Origin of the sequence: Isoptericola sp. NPDC057559, from assembly GCF_042801555.1 — a bacterium.
In the GTDB taxonomy this organism is placed as follows: Bacteria; Actinomycetota; Actinomycetes; order Actinomycetales; family Cellulomonadaceae; genus Isoptericola.
On the sequence record NZ_JBHVFQ010000004.1, the window covers coordinates 156,235 to 175,483 of the forward strand.

Annotated in this window: 13 protein-coding genes; all 13 read left to right on the forward strand. The window is 74.8% G+C overall.

Annotated elements, in window-relative coordinates; all coding sequences use genetic code 11:
* Nucleotides 1-3 precede the first annotated feature (3 nt).
* The 13 genes from ACFU5J_RS06795 to pyk all read left to right on the forward strand — a co-directional run bounded on the left by ACFU5J_RS06795 (nt 4) and on the right by pyk (nt 19,189).
* On the forward strand, nt 4-1,944 hold the full coding sequence (locus ACFU5J_RS06795; RefSeq protein WP_430578209.1) for an ABC transporter ATP-binding protein: 1,941 nt from the start codon (nt 4-6) through the stop codon (nt 1,942-1,944).
* Nucleotides 1,941-3,764, forward strand: coding sequence for an ABC transporter ATP-binding protein (locus ACFU5J_RS06800; RefSeq protein ID WP_430578210.1), 1,824 nt, complete (start codon nt 1,941-1,943; stop codon nt 3,762-3,764). Before ACFU5J_RS06795 ends, ACFU5J_RS06800 begins: the two co-directional genes overlap by 4 nt.
* 104 nt (nt 3,765-3,868) lie before the next feature.
* The gene (gene hisI / locus ACFU5J_RS06805) at nt 3,869-4,336 is read left to right on the forward strand and encodes a phosphoribosyl-AMP cyclohydrolase (RefSeq protein WP_430578211.1); all 468 of its coding nucleotides are present in this window, start codon (nt 3,869-3,871) and stop codon (nt 4,334-4,336) included.
* A gap of 89 nt (nt 4,337-4,425) precedes the next feature.
* The gene (locus ACFU5J_RS06810; protein ID WP_430578237.1) at nt 4,426-5,955 is read left to right on the forward strand and encodes an anthranilate synthase component I; all 1,530 of its coding nucleotides are present in this window, start codon (nt 4,426-4,428) and stop codon (nt 5,953-5,955) included.
* Between the two features lie 93 nt (nt 5,956-6,048).
* Nucleotides 6,049-6,759 carry a Trp biosynthesis-associated membrane protein gene (locus ACFU5J_RS06815; protein WP_430578212.1) on the forward strand — a complete coding sequence of 237 codons (711 nt, stop codon included), beginning with the start codon at nt 6,049-6,051 and terminating at the stop codon, nt 6,757-6,759.
* 41 nt (nt 6,760-6,800) lie between these two features.
* The gene (locus ACFU5J_RS06820) at nt 6,801-7,079 is read left to right on the forward strand and encodes an HGxxPAAW family protein (RefSeq protein WP_430575518.1); all 279 of its coding nucleotides are present in this window, start codon (nt 6,801-6,803) and stop codon (nt 7,077-7,079) included.
* Between the two features lie 157 nt (nt 7,080-7,236).
* Complete coding sequence (gene trpC / locus ACFU5J_RS06825; RefSeq protein WP_430575519.1) at nt 7,237-8,061, forward strand: indole-3-glycerol phosphate synthase TrpC; 825 nt, start codon at nt 7,237-7,239, stop codon at nt 8,059-8,061.
* A gap of 149 nt (nt 8,062-8,210) precedes the next feature.
* Nucleotides 8,211-9,518 (forward strand): tryptophan synthase subunit beta, encoded by a 1,308-nt coding sequence (gene trpB, locus ACFU5J_RS06830; RefSeq protein WP_430578213.1) that lies wholly within the window; start codon nt 8,211-8,213, stop codon nt 9,516-9,518.
* Entirely contained in the window at nt 9,515-10,393 is an 879-nt protein-coding gene (trpA, locus tag ACFU5J_RS06835; RefSeq protein WP_430578214.1) for a tryptophan synthase subunit alpha, read from the forward strand. The genes trpB and trpA overlap by 4 nt, the downstream gene beginning before the upstream one ends.
* Nucleotides 10,394-10,419: 26 nt before the next feature.
* The gene (lgt, locus tag ACFU5J_RS06840) at nt 10,420-11,505 is read left to right on the forward strand and encodes a prolipoprotein diacylglyceryl transferase (RefSeq protein ID WP_430578238.1); all 1,086 of its coding nucleotides are present in this window, start codon (nt 10,420-10,422) and stop codon (nt 11,503-11,505) included.
* A 122-nt stretch (nt 11,506-11,627) separates the two neighbouring features.
* Nucleotides 11,628-16,196 (forward strand): glutamate synthase large subunit, encoded by a 4,569-nt coding sequence (gene gltB, locus ACFU5J_RS06845; RefSeq protein WP_430578215.1) that lies wholly within the window; start codon nt 11,628-11,630, stop codon nt 16,194-16,196.
* Nucleotides 16,189-17,655 carry a glutamate synthase subunit beta gene (locus ACFU5J_RS06850; RefSeq protein WP_430575523.1) on the forward strand — a complete coding sequence of 489 codons (1,467 nt, stop codon included), beginning with the start codon at nt 16,189-16,191 and terminating at the stop codon, nt 17,653-17,655. Before gltB ends, ACFU5J_RS06850 begins: the two co-directional genes overlap by 8 nt.
* A gap of 94 nt (nt 17,656-17,749) precedes the next feature.
* Nucleotides 17,750-19,189, forward strand: coding sequence for a pyruvate kinase (pyk, locus tag ACFU5J_RS06855; protein ID WP_430575524.1), 1,440 nt, complete (start codon nt 17,750-17,752; stop codon nt 19,187-19,189).
* Nucleotides 19,190-19,249 lie beyond the last annotated feature (60 nt).

Genomic DNA, 19,249 nt, shown 5'->3' on the forward strand with positions numbered 1-19,249 from the left:
TCGATGAGCGGCAGTCCCACCCCGGGGGGCGGGGCCGCGGGCGCGGGCCGCGCCGCGGGGCTCACGCTCTCCGGGTCCCGGCTGCGCCGCTCGGCGACCCTCGTCTGGCGGGGCATGCGCTCCGAGCCGCGCCTGTACGTCCTGGCCGTGGGTGCCTCCGCGGTGTTCGGCGCGGCGACCGTGGCGGTCAGCCGCGCGGTCGGCTGGGCCACCGACGCGGTCGTGGTGCCCGCCATCGCGGGGGACCAGGCCGCGCAGGGACGGATCTGGGTGGCCGGGCTCGTGCTCGCGGCCGTCGCGCTGACCCTCGCCCTCGGCGTGGCGGGGCGCCGCATCTGGGCGGGCTACGGGTTCGCGGCGATCCAGGCGCACCACCGGCGCGGGCTGTCCGGCCAGTACCTGCGGCTGCCCGTGTCCTGGCACCGGTCGCACCCGGCGGGCCGCCTGCTGTCGGCGGCGAGCGCCGACGTCGAGGCCGCGACCGGCGTGTTCAACCCGCTGCCCTTCGCGCTCGGCGTCGTGGTCATGATCGCCGTCGCCACGGGGATGCTCCTGGCGGTGGACGTGTGGCTGGCGGTCGCGGCGCTCCTGGTGGTCCCCGCCGCCGTCGCGGCGAACGTCGTGTTCCAGCGGCACATGACGCCGGCCGTGACCCGCGCGCAGCAGCTGCGCGCCGAGGTGGCCGACGTCGCGCACGAGTCGTTCGAGGGCGCGCTCCTGGTCAAGTCGCTCGGCACCGCCGACCGCGAGGAGGCCCGGTTCGCGGAGCGTACCGACGCGCTGCGGGCCGCCAACGTCCGCGTGGGCACGGTGCGCGCGGTGTTCGACCCGGCCATCGAGCTGCTGCCGTCCCTCGGCACGCTCGTGGTGCTCGGCGTCGGCACGTGGCGCGCGTCCGTCGGGGCCGTCGACACCGGCGACGTCGTCACCGCCGCCTACCTGCTGACCGTCATGGCGGTGCCGGTGCGCGCGTTCGGCTGGGTGCTCGGCGAGCTGCCGCGCGCGCTGGTGGGCTACGACCGGATCGCCGGCGTGCTCGACGCCCCGGTCACCCTCGTGGCGGGGGAGCGCGCCCTGCCCCGGGCGGCCGGCGGCCTCGGGGTGCGGCTCGACGGCGTGGGCGTGGACGTCCCCGCGGCGGGGACCACGGCCACCCTGCTCGACGGCGTCGACCTGGAGGTCGCGCCGGGCGCCACCGTCGCGCTGGTGGGCAGCACGGGCGCGGGCAAGACGACGCTGGTCTCGCTGCTGGCCCGCCTCAGCGACCCCACGCGCGGCCGGGTGCTGCTCGACGGCGCCGACCTGCGCGACCTGGCGCCGGGGGAGGTCCCCGCGCAGGTCGCCCTCGTGACGCAGCAGACCTTCGTCTTCGAGGACACGGTGCGCGCGAACGTCACGCTCGCCGACCCCGGTGACGCCGGGGCGCCCGACGACGCGGCGGTCTGGGACGCGCTGCGGACCGCCCGGGTGGACGACGTCGTGCGCGCCCTCCCGGGCGGCCTCGACGCGCCCCTCGGGGAGCGCGGCGCCAACCTGTCCGGCGGCCAGCGGCAGCGGCTCGCCATCGCCCGCGCCCTCGTGCGCCGGCCGCGGCTGCTCGTGCTCGACGACGCCACCTCCGCCGTCGACCCGCGCGTCGAGTCCGAGATCCTCGGTTCCCTGTCGGCCGCGCGCGCCGGCGGCGGCACGCGGGCCACGACCGTCGTGATGGTCGCCTACCGGATGTCGTCGGTCGCGCTGGCCGACGTCGTGGTGCACGTGGAGGGCGGGCGCGTCGTCGACGTCGGCCCCCACGACGCGCTGCTGGCCCGCGACCCGGGCTACCGCGCGCTGGCCACCGCGTACGAGCGCGAGACCGCGCGGCGGGCCCGGGAGGTCGCCGACGAGCGTGCCGCCGGGGAGTCCGTGGACGGCACCGACCCGACCGAGGAGGGGGCCGCGTGAGCGAGTCGCGCATCGCCGCCGCCAGCGAGCTGGGGGTGCTCGCCACCCTGCGCCGGGGCGTGCAGATCTCGCCGCAGATCGTCGACGGCCTGTGGGTCACGCTGGCGCTCGCGGTGCTCGCCGCCGCGGGGCGCGTGGTCGTGCCCGTCGCGGTCCAGCGGACGATCGACGACGGGATCCTCGCCGCCGGCGGCCCCGACGCCGGCCGCGTCGCGCTGCTGACGGGGCTGGCCGCGGGCGCCGTCGTGGTGGCGGGCCTGTGCACCGCCGTGGTGAACGTGCGGCTGTTCCGCCGCACGGAGGCCGGCCTGGCCGCGCTGCGCGTGCAGGCGTTCCGGCACGTGCACGACCTGTCCACGCTGGCGCAGGGCACCGAGCGGCGCGGGGCGCTGGTGTCCCGGGTGACGTCCGACGTCGACACGATCTCCCTGTTCGTCCAGTGGGGCGGCATCCAGCTCCTCGTCTCCACGCTGCAGGTGCTGGTCGCCACGGCGCTCATGGCCGTGTACTCCTGGCAGCTCACCCTCGTCGTGTGGGCGTGCTTCGTGCCGCTGTTCCTCGTGCTGCGCCGCGCGCAGGGGTCCGTCAACCGGGCCTACGCGGCGGTGCGCCAGGCCGTCGGGGCGATGCTCGGGGCGATCTCGGAGGCGGTCGTGGGCGCCGAGACGGTGCGCGCCTACGGCGTCGCCCGGCGCACGGGTCGGCGCGTGGACGCGGCGATCGAGGAGACCCGGGCCACGCAGGCGCGCGCGCAGCTCCTGGTGTCGTCCGTGTTCTCCAGCGGCGTCCTGGTCGCCAACCTGGTGCTTGCCGTCGTGGTCGTGGTCGGCACCCTCCTCGGAGTGGGCGGCGGCCTCACGGCGGGCCAGGTGGTCGCGTTCCTGTTCCTGGTGCAGCTGTTCACCGGGCCCGTGCAGCAGGCCACCGAGATCCTCAACGAGCTGCAGAACGCGGTGGCCGGATGGCGGCGCGTGCTCGCCGTGCTGGAGACGCCGGTCGACGTGGCCGAGTCCGCCGACGCGGTGCCCAGCCCGCGGGGCCCGGCGGCCGTCACGCTGCGCGGGGTGCGCTTCGCCTACCCGGACGGCCCGGACGTGCTGCACGGGGTGGACCTCGAGCTCCCCGCACGGCGCAAGGTCGCCGTCGTCGGGAAGACGGGCTCGGGCAAGACGACCGTCGCCAAGCTCGTCACCCGGCTCATGGACCCCACCGAGGGCCAGGTGCTGCTCGACGGCGTCGACCTGCGTCGCCTCACCCTCGGGTCCCTGCGCGAGCGGGTGGTCCTGGTGCCGCAGGAGGGCTTCCTCTTCGACGGCACGGTCGCCGAGAACGTCGCCTACGGGCTGCGGGACGACGACCGCGGGGCCGGGGGCGCCGGGACGGGCGCGCACGAGGACGCCGTGGCGGCCCGCGTCGCCGAGGCGGTCGGCGCCCTCGGCCTCGCGGACTGGGTGGCGGGCCTTCCGCAGGGCCTGGCGACGCCGGTCGGGCAGCGCGGCGAGGCGCTCAGCGCGGGGGAGCGGCAGCTGGTCGCGATCGCCCGGGCCTACCTCGCGGCGCCGGACCTGCTGGTGCTGGACGAGGCGACGTCGGCCGTCGACCCGGCCGCCGAGGTCCGGATCGCCCGGGCGCTCGACTCGCTCACCTCGGGCCGTTCCACGCTGACGATCGCGCACCGCCTCTCGACGGCGGAGGCGAGCGACGTCGTCGTCGTGGTCGACGAGGGCCGGGTGGTCGAGGTGGGCGGGCACGCCGAGCTCGCCGCGGCCGGCGGCGTGTACGCCCGGATGCACGCGAGCTGGGTGGCGCAGACGCGCTGAGGAGGCGGCCCCCGGCCCGCGCCGGGAGCCGCCCGGCCCCGCTCGGCCCCGTCCGCGCACGGACCCCGCTCCGAGGGGCCCCGCGGACGTGTCAAGATGCTCGGGTGACCACGCCCGCACTCCCCGGTGCACCCCTCGACGCCTCCCTCGACCCCGCGATCGCGGCCCGGCTCAAGCGCGACGAGCACGGCCTCGTCGCCGCGATCGTGCAGCAGCACGACTCGGGCGAGGTGCTCATGCTCGGCTGGATGGACGACGAGGCCGTGCGCCGCACCCTCACCGAGGGCCGGGTGACGTTCTGGAGCAGGTCACGCCAGGAGTACTGGCGCAAGGGAGACACGTCCGGGCACGCCCAGCTCGTGCGCTCCGTCGCGCTGGACTGCGACGGCGACGCCCTGCTCGTGCGCGTGCACCAGATCGGCGCCGCGTGCCACACCGGCGCCCGCACCTGCTTCGAGGCGGGCGGCGACCTGGGCGCCGTGGTCGGCCCCGACGCCGTCACGCAGGCTTCCACGACCACCACCACGACCGACACCACGACCCGTCCCGACGACACGCAGGAGGACCGGTGACCACCCCCGCCGTCACACCCGCCGCCCCCGCGCCCGCCTCCCGGCCGGCGCCGACCCGGAGCCCGGTCGCGGGCCCCTCGGCGGAGGACCTGGCGTGGGGCACGACGTGGCCGGGTCTCGAGACGTTCCGGGCCCTGGCCGCCGACCGCCGCGTCGTCCCCGTGGTGCGCCGCGTGCTGGCCGACGACGTCACCCCGGTCGGCGTGTACCGCACCCTGGCGCAGGACCGCCCCGGCACGTTCGTGCTCGAGTCCGCCGAGTCGGCGGGCGGCTGGTCGCAGTGGTCGTTCGTCGGCGTCGACTCGCGCGCCACCCTGACGTCCGACGGCGGGCGGGCCGTGTGGCACGGTGACGTGCCGGCCGGCATCCCCGTCGAGGGCGACGTCGTCGACGTGCTCGGCGCCGCGCTCGTGGCGCTGCGCACGCCCCCCGTCGAGGGGCTGCCGCCCCTGACCGGCGGGCTGACGGGTGCCCTCGGGTGGGACGTCGTGCGGCACTGGGAGCCGACGCTGCCGGCGACCGCCCCGGACGAGCTCGGGGTGCCGGAGGTGGCGCTGAGCCTCGCGACCGACCTCGTGGCGATCGACCACCACTCCGGCACGGCCTGGCTCATCGCCAACGCGATCAACGGGGACGGCACCGACGAGCGCGTCGACGAGGCGCACGCCGACGCCGTCGCCCGCCTGGACGCGATGCAGGCGCGCCTCGCCGCGCCGGCCCCCGCGGTGCCCACCGTGCTGCGCGGGCCGGACGAGGTGACCGAGCCGGCGCTGGAGTTCCGCTCCACGCGCGACGAGTTCGAGTCCGCCGTGCGGGCCGGCCAGGAGGCGATCCGTGACGGCGAGGTGTTCCAGGTGGTGCTGTCCCAGCGCCTCGGCCTGGACTGCCCCGCCGCGCCGCTGGACGTCTACCGGGCGCTGCGCACCATCAACCCGAGCCCGTACATGTACTACTTCCGCCTCACCGGGCCCGACGGGCGGGAGTTCTCCGTCGTCGGCTCCAGCCCCGAGACGCTCGTGAAGGTGACCGACGGCCACGTCACGACCTACCCCATCGCGGGCTCGCGCCCGCGGGGGGCCACCGTGGAGGAGGACGTCGCCCTCGGGGAGGAGCTGCTCGCCGACCCCAAGGAGCGTGCCGAGCACCTCATGCTCGTCGACCTCTCGCGCAACGACCTGGTCAAGGTCTGCGAGCCGACGTCGGTCGAGGTGGTCGAGTTCATGGCCACCCGCCGCTTCAGCCACATCATGCACCTGTGCTCCACCGTGGTCGGCCGCCTGCGGGCGGGCGCGACGGCGCTCGACACGCTGCGCGCGACCTTCCCGGCCGGCACCCTCTCCGGGGCGCCGAAGCCGCGGGCGATCGCCCTCATCGACGAGCTCGAGCCGGCGTCGCGCGGGATCTACGGCGGCACGGTCGGCTACTTCGACTTCGGCGGGAACATGGACATGGCCATCGCGATCCGCACGGCGTGCATCCGCGACGGCCGGGCGTGGGTGCAGGCCGGCGGCGGGATCGTCGCCGACTCCGTGCCCGCGCTCGAGTACGAGGAGTCGCGCAACAAGGCGGCCGCGGCGGTGCGCGCGGTGCAGCTGGCCGCGCGGTTCCGGGCGCTCTGAGCAGTGGGTTCGAGCAGGGCAGCGGGTTCGAGCAGGGCCGTGGGGACGACCGGTGCCGCGGGCACCGACGGGCAGGACGGACGGGCAGGACTGATGGACGAGGCAGCGGGGATCACGCACGACGGCGACGCCGGGCGGGCGCCGGACCGCGGGCCGGGTCGCGGGCCCCTGCGCGCGCGCTCGCGCGCCGTGTGGTCGGTGGTCGCGGTGGGCGGGCTCACGCTCGCGACGGCGTCGCCCACCTGGGTGAGCACGACGGTCTCGACGGCGCTCGAGCCGACGGTGGACGTCGCCGTGCCGGGCACCACCGCCGCGCCCGCGGTCGCCGCCGCGGCGCTCGTCGTGGTCGCCGGCGGCGTCGCGCTGGCCATCGCGGGCCGGGTGGCGCGGTGGGTCGCGCTGGTCGTGGTGGCGCTCGCGGGCGCGCTGGCGGCCGCGTCGGCGCTGGCCGTGCTGCTCGACCCGGTGCCGGCGGCGACGTCCGGCGCGTCGGACACCGCGGGGGTGACGGACCTCACCTCGCCGGTCGCGGTGGCGGTGTGGCCGTGGCTCACGGTGGTGCTGGGCGTCCTGGCCGTGGCCGTCGCGGTACTCGCCGCGGCGGGCTCGCCGGGCTGGGGCACGACCTCCGGGCGGCACGAGCGCGCGTCCGCGGACCCGTCGACGGGCGACGAGGCCTCCCCGGCCCCGGCCGGCGGCGACCGTCCCGCGGCGGCGGCCCAGGCCGACGACGCTGGTCAGCACGACCCGCACGACGCCTGGGACGCGCTCTCCCGGGGTACGGACCCGTCCGCGGACCGCTAGGCTGGGCCGCGCACCACGTCACGAAAGGGCATCACATTCCAATGACCGACAACCGCAACGCCGAGGTCGCCTACCTGCCCCCGGCCGTCCCGCCCACGAACCACGGCCACACGACCGCCGCGTGGACGGCGATGATCGGCATCATGCTGGGCGTGGCCGTCGGCGCCGTCGGGATGCTCCCCGACGTCCCGGACGCGGTGGTCTGGGTGGGCGCCGTGATCGTCGCCGGCTCGCTCGTCCTCGGCGCCGTGCTGCGCGGCATGGGCTTCGGCCAGGCGAAGCCGGGCGTGACGCCGCGCAAGGCGCCGTCGGGCCACTGACGCCCGCGCACCGACCTCACGACGGCGCGTCCCTCCTGCGGGAGGGGCGCGCCGTCGTCGTCTCACGGTCGGAGACGTGTCAAGGGCGTCCCGCGGACAGGCCTACGATGGCTGGCAGGGCGTCGGTGCGGCGTCACGGGCACGGGGGAGGCAGACCATGACGGTCCTGGAGGACATCGTCGCGGGGGTCCGCGAGGACCTCGCGCTGCGCCAGGCGCGCACGTCGCTCGACGAGCTCAAGGAGCGTGCGGCCCGCGTGCCGGGCGCGCTCGAGTGCTGCGGGCGCCTGCTCTCGGAGGATCGCGTCGCCGTGATCGCCGAGGTGAAGCGCTCCAGCCCCAGCAAGGGCGACCTGGCACCGATCTCCGACCCGGCGGCCCTCGCCGAGGAGTACGCCCGCGGCGGCGCGAGCGCGATCTCGGTGCTCACGGAGCAGCGACGGTTCGGCGGCAGCCTCGCGGACCTGGACGCCGTGCGCGCCAGGGTCGACGTGCCGGTGCTGCGCAAGGACTTCGTCGTCACGCCGTACCAGGTCTGGGAGGCTCGCGCGCACGGGGCGGACCTGGTCCTGCTCATCGTCGCGGCCCTCGAGCAGACCGTGCTGACCTCCCTCATCGAACGGGTGCACTCGCTAGGCATGACGGCGCTGGTCGAGGCCCACACGGCCGACGAGGTGCGGCGCGCGCTGGACGCCGGCGCCCGCGTCGTCGGCGTCAACGCCCGCGACCTGAAGACCCTCGAGGTGGACCGCACGACCTTCGCGCGGCTCGCCCCCCTCATCCCGGACGACGTCGTGCGCGTCGCCGAGTCCGGCGTGCGCGGCCCGCACGACGTGCTCGACTACGCCCGCTCGGGCGCGCACGCGGTGCTCGTCGGGGAGGCGCTCGTGACCGACGGCGCGCCGCGCCGCTCCGTCGCCGACCTGGTCGCGGCCGGGCAGCACCCGGCCCTGTGGTCGGTCCGCCCGGCGGCCCAGCCGTAACGTCCGACCGGACGGCCCCGCGGCGGGCCGGGCCGGTGGCCGCAGGACGCCGCACCGCCGAGGGCCGGACGACCGGTACCCTCGGACGACCCTTCATGCAGACCCGCAGGCCGCACCGCCGAGCGGTGACGACGAGAGACGGAGGACCCGTGCCCGACCAGCCCGTACGGGATGCGCTGACCGAGAACCTGGCGCACCAGGTGCTCGGGCGGCTCGCGGACGTCGAGGGCCCGTACTTCGGGCAGTTCGGCGGCCGTTTCGTGCCCGAGGCCCTGATCGCCGCGCTCGACGAGCTCGAGACGGAGTACCGCAAGGCGCTGGGCGACCCGGCGTTCACCGACGAGCTGGCGCGGCTGCACCGGGACTACACCGGCCGCCCGTCGCCGCTCACGGAGGTGCCCCGCTTCGCGGAGCACGCCGGCGGGCAGCGGGTCTTCCTCAAGCGCGAGGACCTCAACCACACCGGGTCGCACAAGATCAACAACGTGCTCGGCCAGGCCCTGCTGGTGAAGCGGATGGGCAAGACCCGCGTCATCGCGGAGACCGGCGCCGGCCAGCACGGTGTCGCGACGGCCACCGCCGCCGCCCTGCTCGACCTCGAGTGCGTCGTGTACATGGGCGAGGAGGACACGCGTCGCCAGGCGCTGAACGTGGCCCGGATGCGCCTGCTCGGTGCCGAGGTGATCCCGGTGAGGATCGGCTCGCGCACGCTCAAGGACGCCATCAACGAGGCGCTGCGCGACTGGGTCGCCAACGTCGAGACCACGCACTACCTGCTCGGCACGGTCACGGGGCCGCACCCGTTCCCGGAGATGGTGCGCGAGTTCCACCGCATCATCGGCGAGGAGGCGCGCGCGCAGGTCCTGGAGCGCGCGGGCCGCCTGCCCGACGTCGTGGCGGCCTGCGTGGGCGGCGGCTCCAACGCCCTGGGCATCTTCAACGCGTTCCTCGACGACGAGGGCGTCGCCCTCTACGGCTTCGAGGCGGGCGGCGAGGGCGTCGAGTCCGGACGGCACGCCGCGCGCTTCTCCGGCGGCGCCCCGGGCGTGCTGCACGGCGCGCGCTCGTACCTGCTGCAGGACGACGACGGCCAGACGCTGCCGAGCCACTCGGTCTCGGCCGGCCTGGACTACCCGAGCGTCGGCCCGGCGCACTCCTGGCTGCACGACCTGGGCCGCGCCACCTACGAGCCCGTGACCGACGACGAGGCCATGGAGGCCTTCCGCCTCCTCTGCCGCACCGAGGGGATCATCCCGGCGATCGAGTCCGCGCACGCCCTCGCCGGCGCGCTGCGCGTCGGGAAGGCGGCCGCCGAGGCCGGCCGCACGGACGAGATCGTCCTGGTGAACCTGTCGGGCCGCGGCGACAAGGACGTGGCCACCGCGGCGCGCTGGTTCGGGCTGCTCGACGAGCAGGCCGACGCCGACGCCCCGCAGCCGCCGGAGGGGGACCAGTGAGCACCAGCACCGACGCCGCGCCGACCGCCGTGTCGCCCACGGGCGCGCTGCTGGGAGCCCTGCGCGCCGACGGCCGCGCGGCCCTCGTCGGCTACCTGCCCGTCGGCTTCCCCGACGTGGACCGCTCGATCGAGGCCGTCCTCGCGATGGTCGAGGCCGGCGTCGACGTCGTGGAGATCGGCGTCCCGTACACCGACCCCGTGATGGACGGGCCCGTGATCCAGCGCGCCGCGGAGACGGCGCTGGCGGGCGGCGCCCGCGTGCGCGACGTCTTCCGGGTCGTGCAGGCCGTGGCGGAGAGCTCGGGCGGGCGCGTGCCCGCCCTCGTGATGACGTACTGGAACCCGGTGCTGCGCTACGGGGTGGACGCGTTCGCGCGTGACCTCGCGGGCGCCGGCGGCGCCGGGCTCATCACGCCCGACCTGATCCCCGACGAGGGCGCCGACTGGGTCGCGGCCTCGGAGGCCCACGGCCTCGACCGGGTCTTCCTCGTCGCCCCGAGCTCGACGCCCGAGCGCCTGGCGCTGACGGCCCGCGCCTCGCGCGGCTTCGTGTACGCGGCGTCGACGATGGGCGTGACGGGCGCCCGGACCCAGGTGGGCCCGCGCGCCGAGCAGCTTGTCGCGGACACCCGTGCCGCCGGCGCCGAGAACGTCTGCGTCGGCCTCGGCGTCTCGACGGGGGACCAGGCCGCGGAGGTCGGTCGGTACGCCGACGGCGTCATCGTCGGCTCCGCCCTCGTCCGGCCCCTGCTCGCCGACCGGCCGTGGACGCAGCGGCTCGACGACCTGCGCGCCACGGTGGCGGAGCTCGCCGACGGCGTGCGCCGGTCGCGCCGGGAACCTGCCCCCACGACCGCGGAGGAGCGTCCGTGACCCCCACGATCCTCGCGTCGGCCCCGATGGTGGCCGTGCAGGCCGCCATCCCGAGCCCGCCGCAGCACACCTGGTACCTCGGCCCGCTGCCGATCAGGGCCTACGCGCTCGCCATCCTCGCGGGGATCGCGGTGGCCATCTGGATCACGACGAAGCGCTGGGTGGCGCGCGGCGGCGTCGCGGACGACGTGCTCGACATCGCGTTCTGGGCGGTGCCGTTCGGCATCGTCGGAGGACGGCTGTACCACGTGTTCAGCACGCCCGACCCCTACTGGGGCCCGGGCGGCGATCCCGTGCGTGCCCTGTACGTGTGGGAGGGCGGCCTGGGGATCTGGGGCGCCGTCGCGCTCGGCGGCGTCGGCGCGTACATCGGCTGCCGCCGCAAGGGCGTGCGCCTGTCGTCGTTCGCCGACGCGCTCGCCCCCGGCCTGCTCGTCGCGCAGGCGGTCGGGCGCCTCGGCAACTGGTTCAACCAGGAGCTCTTCGGCGCGCCGACGACCCTCCCGTGGGGCCTGCGCATCGACCCGCAGTACCTCCCGGTCGACCCGGCCACGGGCGCGGCGTACGCCGAGGGGACGCTCTTCCACCCGACGTTCCTGTACGAGATGATCTGGAACCTCGCCGCGGCGGCGTTCCTGGTCTGGCTCGACCGCCGGTACAGGCTCGGTCATGGGCGGGTATTCTGGGCCTACGTCGCGCTCTACACTCTCGGCAGGGTGTGGATCGAGATGCTCCGCATCGACACCGCCGAGCACGTGCTCGGGCTGCGTCTGAACGTGTGGACGTCGATCATCGTGGGCCTCGGTGCCCTGATCGCCTTCTACGTCATCGGCAGGCGCTACCCGGGACGCGAGGACGGGGTCGAGCTGCCGGGCCGCACGCGGCGCGCGCACGCGGGGGAGCAGCACACCACGCAGCACACCGACGACGCCGGGGCCGAGGCCGCGGCGGACGGTCGGCAGGACACCGAGCTTGACACCACGAGCACCGCGCACGCCGGGGCCGCCGCAGGCGCCCCCGGCCGGGACGACGGCCGAGACAACGGCAGCGGACCGCACCGTGCGGACGCGGACGCCGCCGGACCCGACCAGGGGCCGGCGGACCGCGCCTGAGGCGTCTCCCACCCGGGGCACCACCCGGGGAGGGACGCCTGATGTTTCCGACGGGCCGACGATGTCCCGACCACCTTTGAGCATGACGCGCCCGCGTGCGGGCGTGCAGGAGGACGGTGTTGATGACCACGCCGCAGCATCGGGTCGCGCGGCCCTCGGCCCAGGGCCTCTACGACCCGTCGGCCGAGCACGACGCGTGCGGTGTCGCGTTCGTCGCGACCCTTCGCGGGACGCCCGGACGCGACATCGTGGACGCGGGCCTGACCGCCCTGCTGAACCTCGACCACCGCGGGGCGGTGGGCGCCGAGGAGAACAGCGGTGACGGGGCCGGGATCCTCACGCAGATCCCGGACGCCTTCGTCCGGGACGTGGTGGCGGCGGAGCTCCCGCCCGCCGGCCACTACGCGATCGGCATGGCGTTCCTGCCGCAGGACGCGGCCGAGGCCGACGCGGTCGCGCGCCGGTTCGAGGCCGTCGCCGCCGAGGAGAAGCTCGACGTCCTCGCCTGGCGCGACGTGCCCGTGACGGCCGACCTGGTCGGCCCGACGGCGCGCGCGTCCATGCCGCTGTTCCGGCAGGTCGTCGTCGCCGACCCGGCGCGCGAGCTGTCGGGCCTCGAGCTCGACCGGCGCACCTACCGCCTGCGCAAGCGGGCGCAGCACGAGCTGGACCTGTTCCTCGCGTCGCTCTCGAGCCGCACGCTGACGTACAAGGGCATGCTCACGACGGCCCAGCTGGAGCCGTTCTTCCCGGACCTCTCCGACCCGCGGTACGCGTCGGAGATCGCCCTGGTGCACTCGCGCTTCTCGACGAACACGTTCCCGTCGTGGCCGCTGGCCCAGCCGTTCCGCCTCGTGGCGCACAACGGCGAGATCAACACGGTGCGCGGCAACCGCAACTGGATGGCCGCTCGCGAGAGCACGATGGCCAGCGAGGCGCTGGGCGACCTCGCCCCGCTGCTGCCGGTGTGCACCGAGGGGTCGAGCGACTCGGCGAGCTTCGACGAGGTGCTCGAGCTGCTGCACCTCTCGGGCCGCTCGCTCCCTCACGCGGTGCTGATGATGGTCCCCGAGGCGTGGGAGAACCACGCCGAGATGGACCCGGCGCGGCGCGCGTTCTACCAGTACCACGCGAACCTCATGGAGCCGTGGGACGGGCCCGCCTGCCTCACCTTCACCGACGGCACGCTGATCGGCGCGGTCCTCGACCGCAACGGGCTGCGCCCGGGCCGCTACTGGGTCACCGAGGACGGCCTCGTCGTGCTGGCGTCGGAGGCCGGGGTCCTGGACCTCGACCCGGCGACCATCGTCCGCAAGGGCCGCCTGGAGCCGGGCCGCATGTTCCTGGTCGACACCGCCCAGGGGCGGATCGTGGAGGACGACGAGCTCAAGTCGCAGCTCGCCAGCCAGCGCCCCTACGCCGAGTGGGTCGCCGACAACACGATCACCCTGGACTCGCTGCCGGAGCGCGAGCACGTCGCGCACTCGCCGGCGTCGGTCCAGCGCCGTCAGCGCGCCTTCGGGTACACCACCGAAGAGCTCAAGATCATCCTGACGCCGATGGCCGACACGGGCGCGGAGCCGCTCGGGGCCATGGGGTCGGACACTCCCATCGCCGTGCTCTCGAGCCGGCCGCGGCTGCTGTTCGACTACTTCACGCAGATGTTCGCGCAGGTGACGAACCCGCCGCTGGACTCGATCCGCGAGCAGCTCGTCACGGCGATCGACAGCACCATCGGGCCGGAGCCCAACCTCCTGGAGGAGGTCGCGCAGCACGCCCGCAAGCTCGACCTGCCGTTCCCGGTGCTGGACAACGACGAGCTCGCCAAGATCGTGCGCATCGACCGCGACCCGCGCCTGGAGGGCGAGTTCCGCGCCGGCATCGTGCGCGGTCTGTACGAGGTGTCCGGCGGCGGCCGGGCCCTGCAGGCCCGGCTCGAGGAGATCTTCGCGCAGGTCGACGCCGACCTCGAGGACGGCGTGACGCACATCGTGCTGTCGGACCGCGACTCGGACTCGGAGCTCGCGCCGATCCCGTCGCTGCTCCTGACCAGCGCCGTGCACCACCACCTGCTGCGCCGCGGCACCCGCACCCGGATCTCGCTCGTCGTCGAGGCGGGCGACGTGCGCGAGGTGCACCACGTCGCGCTGCTCATCGGGTACGGCGCGGCCGCGGTCAACCCGTACCTCGCGATGGAGACGGTCGAGGACCTCGCGCTGCGCGGCTACCTCGACGTCACGCCCGAGCAGTCGGTGGCGAACCTCATCAAGGCGCTCGGCAAGGGCGTGCTCAAGGTGATGAGCAAGATGGGCATCTCGACGATCATGTCGTACCGCGGTGCGCAGATCTTCGAGGCCGTCGGGCTCTCGCACGAGCTGGTGGCGGACTACTTCACGGGCACCACGAGCCGCCTCGCGGGCGTGGGCCTGGACGTCATCGCGGCCGAGGTCGCGGCCCGGCACGCCGAGGCGTACCCGGCGTCCGGCAACCACAAGCCGCACCAGCGGCTCACGAGCGGCGGCGAGTACCAGTGGCGCCGGGACGGCGAGGAGCACCTCTTCGACCCGGAGACGGTCTTCCGCCTCCAGCACGCCACGCGCACGGGCCGGATGGACATCTTCCGCCAGTACACGCGGCGCGTGGACGAGCAGTCCCGTCGCCTCATGACGCTGCGCGGCCTGCTGCGGTTCACCCCCGACCGCGAGCCGGTGCCGATCGACGAGGTCGAGCCGGTCAGCGAGATCGTCAAGCGGTTCAACACCGGCGCGATGTCCTACGGCTCCATCTCGGCCGAGGCGCACGAGACCCTCGCGATCGCGATGAACCGCCTCGGCGGCCGGTCGAACACCGGCGAGGGCGGCGAGGACCCGGAGCGCCTGTACGACCCGGAGCGCCGCTCCCGGGTCAAGCAGATCGCGTCGGGCCGCTTCGGCGTCACGAGCGAGTACCTGACGCAGGCCGACGACATCCAGATCAAGCTCGCGCAGGGCGCCAAGCCCGGCGAGGGCGGCCAGCTGCCCGGGCCCAAGGTGTACCCGTGGGTCGCGCGGACCCGGCACTCGACGCCGGGCGTGGGCCTCATCTCGCCCCCGCCGCACCACGACATCTACTCGATCGAGGACCTGGCGCAGCTCATCCACGACGCCAAGAACGCGAACCCGAGCGCGCGCGTCCACGTCAAGCTCGTCAGCGAGTTCGGCGTCGGCACCGTGGCCACGGGCGTGTCCAAGGCGCACGCGGACGTCGTGCTCATCTCGGGCCACGACGGCGGCACGGGCGCGAGCCCCCTGACGTCGCTCAAGCACGCGGGCACGCCGTGGGAGATCGGCCTGGCCGAGACCCAGCAGACCCTGGTGCTCAACAACCTGCGCGACCGCATCGTCGTGCAGGTCGACGGCCAGATGAAGACGGGCCGCGACGTCGTCGTGGCCGCGCTGCTGGGCGCCGAGGAGTTCGGCTTCGCGACGGCCCCGATGGTGGTCTCGGGCTGCGTCATGATGCGCGTCTGCCACCTGGACACCTGTCCGGTGGGCGTCGCGACGCAGAACCCGGAGCTGCGCAAGCGGTTCACGGGCAAGCCCGAGTTCGTCGTGAACTTCTTCGAGTTCATCGCGCAGGAGGTGCGCGAGCACCTGGCGTCGCTCGGCTTCCGCTCGATCGAGGAGGCCGTCGGCCACGTCGACGCCCTCGACACCCGCAAGGCCGTGGACCACTGGAAGGCGGAGGGGCTGGACCTGGCCCCCGTGCTCGCCGCGCCGGCGGCCGCGGAGGGTGCCCCGCTGCACCAGGCGGTCACGCAGGACCACGGGCTCGCCAAGGCGCTCGACAACCAGCTCGTCGAGAAGGCGCGCCCCGCGCTCGAGGACGCGCTGCCCGTGCAGATCGAGCTGCCGGTGCGCAACGTCAACCGCACGGTCGGCACGATGCTCGGCCACGAGGTGACCAAGCGGTACCGCGGTGCAGGGCTGCCCGACGACACGATCGACGTGACCCTCACGGGCTCCGCCGGCCAGTCGCTCGGCGCGTTCCTTCCCCGTGGCGTCACGCTGCGGCTCTTCGGCGACGCCAACGACTACGTCGGGAAGGGCCTCTCGGGCGGCCGGATCGTCGTGCGCCCGGACCGCTCGGCCGTGCTCGACGGCGCCGCGAACGTCGTGGCGGGCAACGTCATCGGCTACGGCGCGACGTCGGGCGAGATCCTGCTGCGCGGCCGGGTGGGCGAGCGCTTCGGCGTGCGCAACTCCGGCGCCACGCTGGTCGTGGAGGGCGTGGGCGACCACGGCTGCGAGTACATGACCGGCGGCACCGTGCTGGTGCTCGGCCCCACGGGCCGCAACTTCGGCGCGGGCATGTCGGGCGGCATGGCGTACGTGCTCAACCTGCGCGACGTCGCGATGAACACCCAGTCCGTGTCCGGCGGCGAGCTCCAGGTGGGCCCGCTCGAGGACGAGGACTGGGACCGCGTGCGCGGCCTGCTGGAGCGACACCTCGCGGAGACGGGCTCGCCGGTGGCGGCCGAGCTCCTCGAGGACGCCGGCTCCCGGGCGCGCTTCTCGCGGGTGCTGCCCGCGGGCTGGGCCCGCGTGCGGGCCGCACTGGCCGATGCCGAGGCCGCCGGGAAGACGCTGGGCGAGGGCGACGACTTCGACCCCGCGATGTGGGAGCAGATCATGGAGGTGGCGCGTGGCTGACCCCCGCGGATTCCTGAAGGTGCGGGAGCGCGAGCTCCCGCCGAACCGCCCGGTCGAGGTGCGGCTGCGTGACTGGAAGGACACGCACGCCCACCGCGAGGAGGGCCAGCCGTTCCTCAAGGAGCAGGCGGGACGCTGCATGGACTGCGGCATCCCGTTCTGCCACCAGGGCTGCCCGCTGGGCAACCTCATCCCCGAGTGGAACGACCTCGTGTGGCGCGACCAGTGGGCCGACGCGATCGAGCGTCTGCACGCGACCAACAACTTCCCGGAGTTCACCGGCCGCGTCTGCCCGGCGCCGTGCGAGACGAGCTGCGTGCTCGGCATCAACCAGCCCGCGGTGACGATCAAGAACGTCGAGGTCTCGATCATCGACGAGGCGTTCGCGCGCGGCCTGGTCACGCCCCAGGTGCCGCAGCGGCTCACGGGCTCGACCGTGGCCGTGGTGGGCTCCGGCCCCGCGGGCCTGGCCGCCGCCCAGCAGCTGACCCGGGCGGGCCACACGGTCGTCGTGTACGAGCGGGACGACGCCATCGGCGGCCTGCTGCGCTACGGCATCCCGGACTTCAAGCTGGAGAAGCTCCACATCGAGCGCCGGCTGGAGCAGATGGAGGCCGAGGGCACGCGGTTCCGCCCGGGCGTCGCCATCGGCCGCGACATCAGCTGGGACGCGCTGCGCCGCCGGTTCGACGCGGTCGTGGTGGCCACGGGCGCGACCGTGCCGCGCGACCTGGCGCTGCCGGGCCGCGACCTGGCGGGCATCCACTTCGCCATGGACTTCCTGACGCCGGCGAACAAGGCCGCTGCCGGGAACCCGGTCGAGGGCGCGCCGTCGGCCGAGGGCAAGCACGTCATCATCATCGGCGGCGGCGACACCGGGTCGGACTGCCTCGGCACCTCGCTGCGCCAGGGCGCCGCGAGCGTGACGACGCTGGCGATCGGCAAGAAGCCGCCGGTGGAGCGCCCGGCGGGCCAGCCGTGGCCCACCGACCCGATCCTCTTCGAGGTCTCCACGTCTCACGAGGAGGGCGGGGAGCGGAGCTACCTGGCCTCGACGGTAGAATTCGTGGGCGGCGAGGACGGGAACGTCCGGGCCCTGCGGGTCGCGGAGACGGAGTACCTGCCGGACGGCCGCCGGGTGCCCCAGGCGGGCACCGAGCGGGAGATCCCGGCCGACCTGGTCCTGATCGCCATGGGCTTCACCGGTCCGGAGACGGACGAGCTGGTGACCCAGACGGGGGCCGAGCTGACCACCCGCGGGCTGGTCCGGCGCGGCGACGACTACGCCACGAGCCTGCCCGGCGTGTACGCGACGGGCGACGCGGGGCGGGGTCAGTCCCTGATCGTCTGGGCGATCGCGGAGGGCCGCGCGACGGCTGCCGCGGTCGACGCCTACCTGCAGGGCAGCAGCGAGCTGCCCGCGCCGGTGGGCCCGCGGACGGTCGCGCTGCGAGGATAAGAAGTAGAAGGAAGTAGCAGGACCCGGGTGCCGGACCGGCACCCGGGCGTCGCCCCGGCTCGCGTCGGGGCGGATCGACGACGAGGCTGGAGACATGCGCAGAGCGAAGATCGTGTGCACCATCGGACCCGCGACGGCGTCCAAGACCAAGCTCCGTGAGCTGGTCGACGCGGGCATGGACGTGGCCCGGATCAACCGGAGCCACGGGGAGCAGGCGGAGCACGAGGCCGTCTACCACGGTGTACGAGAGGCGGCGAAGGAGTCCGGCCGCAACGTCGCAGTCCTCGTCGACCTCCAGGGCCCGAAGATCCGGCTCGGCCGGTTCGCGGGCGACCAGAAGCACTTCCTCAACGAGGGCGACACCTTCACCATCACCACGGAGGACGTGGAGGGCACGAAGGAGCTCGTCTCGACGACCCACAAGGGCCTGGCGAGCGACGCCCGCGTCGGCGACCCGCTCCTCATCGACGACGGCAAGGTGCGCGTGCGCGTCACCGCGGTCGAGGGCCCGCGCGTCGTGACGACCGTCGAGGTCGCCGGCCCGGTCTCGAACAACAAGGGCATCAACCTCCCCGGCGTCGCGGTCTCCGTGCCGGCGCTGTCGGAGAAGGACACCGACGACCTGCGCTGGGCGCTGCGCATGGGCGCGGACATCATCGCCCTGTCGTTCGTGCGGTCCGCCAAGGACTACGACGACGTCGCGGCGATCATGGCGGAGGAGGGCCGCACGGTCCCCGTCGTCGCCAAGATCGAGAAGCCGCAGGCGGTGGAGAACCTGGAGGAGGTCGTCGCGGCCTTCGACGGCTTCATGGTGGCGCGCGGCGACCTCGCCGTGGAGATGCCGCTGGAGCAGGTCCCGCTGGTGCAGAAGCGCATCGTCGAGCTGGCCCGTCGGAACGCGAAGCCGGTCATCGTCGCCACGCAGGTGCTGGAGTCGATGACCACCAGCCCGACGCCGACGCGCGCCGAGGCCTCCGACTGCGCCAACGCTGTGCTCGACGGCGCCGACGCGGTCATGCTCTCGGGCGAGACCAGCGTGGGCGACTACCCGATCATCACGGTCCAGACGATGGCCCGGATCATCGAGGCGACCGAGGAGATGGGCCGCGAGCGCATCGCCCCCCTGGGCTCCTCGCCGCACACCCGCGGTGGCGTCATCACCCGCGCGGCCGCCGAGATCGGCGAGACGCTCGGCGTGAAGTACCTCGTGACGTTCACGCAGTCGGGCGACTCGGCCAAGCGCATGTCGCGCCTGCGCTCGGGCATCCCGCTGCTCGCGTTCACGCCGGAGGAGAGCGTGCGCAGCGTGCTCGCGCTCACCTGGGGCACCACCACGTACCAGGTGCCGAAGGTCGACAGCGTCGACGCGATGGTCGGCCAGGTGGACTCGACGCTGCGCGCCAACGGGCTCGCCGAGCCGGGCGACCGCGTCGTGATCGTCTCGGGCGCCCCGGTGGGTGTGCCGGGCACGACGAACTCGATCCTGGTGCACAAGGTCGGCAGCCACGGCGACCTGTCCGCGATGGCGGAGTGACCTGACGCGGAGCGTTCCGCGACGACGCCGGGGGCGTGCGGCAGGCCGAGCCTGCCGCAC

Excerpts from the sequence above, each read along its gene's own strand:
- ACFU5J_RS06795 (WP_430578209.1), top strand. The coding sequence starts at position 4 with ATGAGCGGCAGTCCCACCCCGGGGGGCGGGGCCGCGGGCGCGGGCCGC.
- ACFU5J_RS06815 (WP_430578212.1), top strand. The coding sequence starts at position 6,049 with ATGGACGAGGCAGCGGGGATCACGCACGACGGCGACGCCGGGCGGGCG.
- ACFU5J_RS06820 (WP_430575518.1), top strand. The coding sequence starts at position 6,801 with ATGACCGACAACCGCAACGCCGAGGTCGCCTACCTGCCCCCGGCCGTC.
- trpC (WP_430575519.1), top strand. The coding sequence starts at position 7,237 with ATGACGGTCCTGGAGGACATCGTCGCGGGGGTCCGCGAGGACCTCGCG.
- lgt (WP_430578238.1), top strand. The coding sequence starts at position 10,420 with ATGGTGGCCGTGCAGGCCGCCATCCCGAGCCCGCCGCAGCACACCTGG.
- gltB (WP_430578215.1), top strand. The coding sequence starts at position 11,628 with ATGACCACGCCGCAGCATCGGGTCGCGCGGCCCTCGGCCCAGGGCCTC.
- pyk (WP_430575524.1), top strand. The coding sequence starts at position 17,750 with ATGCGCAGAGCGAAGATCGTGTGCACCATCGGACCCGCGACGGCGTCC.